The organism is Rubritalea sp. (assembly GCF_039830215.1).
Classification (GTDB): Bacteria; Verrucomicrobiota; Verrucomicrobiia; order Verrucomicrobiales; family Akkermansiaceae; genus Rubritalea.
Genome location: NZ_JBDOPO010000269.1, coordinates 1 through 1,796 on the forward strand (window position 1 = coordinate 1; position 1,796 = coordinate 1,796).

The 1,796-nt window shown below is 47.6% G+C and carries 3 protein-coding genes; 1 reads left to right on the plus strand and 2 read right to left on the minus strand.

Translation table 11 applies throughout. The features are described from left to right. A partial coding sequence (locus tag ABGY95_RS08860; protein WP_347441317.1) for an integrase core domain-containing protein occupies positions 1-276 on the plus strand: 276 nt, incomplete at its 5' end. Between the two features lie 61 nt (positions 277-337). Here the strand turns inward: ABGY95_RS08860 and ABGY95_RS08865 are convergent. Both ABGY95_RS08865 and ABGY95_RS08870 read right to left on the minus strand, forming a co-directional pair. Continuing rightward, positions 338-1,141 carry an IS3 family transposase gene (locus ABGY95_RS08865; RefSeq protein ID WP_347441318.1) on the minus strand — a complete coding sequence of 268 codons (804 nt, stop codon included), beginning with the start codon at positions 1,139-1,141 and terminating at the stop codon, positions 338-340. A 10-nt stretch (positions 1,142-1,151) separates the two neighbouring features. Next, positions 1,152-1,475: a transposase gene (locus tag ABGY95_RS08870; RefSeq protein ID WP_347441319.1), complete on the minus strand. Its 324-nt coding sequence runs from the start codon at positions 1,473-1,475 to the stop codon at positions 1,152-1,154. Positions 1,476-1,796 lie beyond the last annotated feature (321 nt).

Genomic DNA, 1,796 nt, shown 5'->3' on the forward strand with positions numbered 1-1,796 from the left:
AAACTGCGAAGCCAGCTTGCGTCACTCGGCATGGATCAATCGATGTCGGGTAAGGGAAATTGCTACGACAATGCCTGCTGTGAGAGCTTCTTTAGTTCGCTCAAATGTGAGCTAATGCCAGATAGCGGATACTTCGAAACGCGACGTGAAGCCAGGATTGCTATTTTTCAGCATATCGAGGGCTTCTATAACACAAGGCGCAAGCACTCATCGCTAGGAAATCTATCACCCGTGCAGTTCCTAGAACTGCACTCCAACCTTGAAAAAGCCGCCTAACTAACCTACCAATAATTTAGACATGTAGTGGTCGGCTTTCTTGGACAGGTTGCAGATGGAATTAAGCTGCTTTTTCTAGCGGGCTTGCTCCAAAGTATTTTTCGGCAGGACTCATGTCGAGTCCTTGATGGTTGCGGTGGTTGTATTTCTTGAAGAAGGCCTTCAAACCTTCGTAGAGCTCACGCATTGTCTCATATCCTTTGACGTAAATATCATCATATTTCACGGTTCGCCAAAGGCGCTCAATCATCACATTGTCTAGCGCTCGGCCTTTACCATCCATACTGATCTTTATGTCGTGAGCTTTAAGCACATTCGTAAAATCCTCACTTGTAAACTGGCTGCCTTGGTCAGTATTAAAAATCTGTGGAGCTGGTTGCTGCTCTAAAGCTTCTTCAAGGCACTCAATGCAAAATGACCGATCCAAGCTGTTGCTTAGCCTCCAGCTAATCACATAGCGACTGCTCCAGTCGATGACTGCTGTGAGATAGACATGGCCTATCCCCAAAGGAATATAGGTGATGTCTGTACTCCAGACATGATTACTTTGCTCGATCTCAAGACCTCGTAGCAAGTAAGGGTAAACCTTATGACCCTTTCCTGGCTGACTAAGGCGAGGTTTCGGGTAAATCGGTTCGATTCCCATTATTCTCATCAAGCGTCTCACACGCTCGACACTAACCGAGTAACCTAACTTCTTGAGTTCATCACGGACTCGGCGCTTCCCATAGGTTGGCTCTTCCATGTATATGCGGTCTATCAGCTGCATGAGTAGCTCATTTTGTGCACTCTCAGATCGCTTAGGCTTGTGATAGAAGCTGGAGCGAGGAACTCCGAGACTCTGACATTGCTGACTAATATTCATAGCCTCCTGCTTATTGATTAAGCTCGTTCTCTGGCAGATCGACACCGAGGATCTCACAGCTCTCTTTTAAAAAATCCACCTCCGTCTGGAGTTGGCCGATTTGCCTAAAGAGGCGATCCTCTTTACGCTTCTGAAGCTGCCTTTGATCGGTCTTCGCTTTGCTCGACTCAAAGACTTCACCAGCCCCACCGACCAGAGCCTTCTTCCAGTCTGTGACTTGGCTGGGGTGTATCTGATACTTCTTGGCTATCTCATGAATCGGCAGCTGCTCACGCAGCGCCTCTATGGCGACTTTGCTTTTAAATTCAGCGCTAAATTTGCGTCTTCTTTTCATTGGTTGCTTTATCTTATTTTAAGTTAGCAACCTGTCCAATTTTTCCAGACCAGCTCAACACTCCCTGACCGAAATCCGTGGGGAAGCTCACTTCTGCATGTTAGTTCGCTCGCAGCATACAGCAGAAGATTTCCTAGCTATCGAAACCGCTAATCTTTAACGACGAATTTCAAGAGTGCGCCTGGTATTAGTGACACCCACGGGGTTGCGCGAATAGCACTAGCCAAGGCCTCCTCATCGCGCAAGCGTGGCAAAACCCTAAGCTTTTCTATGCGGCTCGCCATTAGGTGCGCCGCTTCTTTTTCCACGCCCATACTCAAC

What these genes read in the sequence shown, in the direction of transcription:
- ABGY95_RS08865 (WP_347441318.1), bottom strand. Translation starts at nt 1,141, where the DNA reads ATGAATATTAGTCAGCAATGTCAGAGTCTCGGAGTTCCTCGCTCCAGC.
- ABGY95_RS08870 (WP_347441319.1), bottom strand. Translation starts at nt 1,475, where the DNA reads ATGAAAAGAAGACGCAAATTTAGCGCTGAATTTAAAAGCAAAGTCGCC.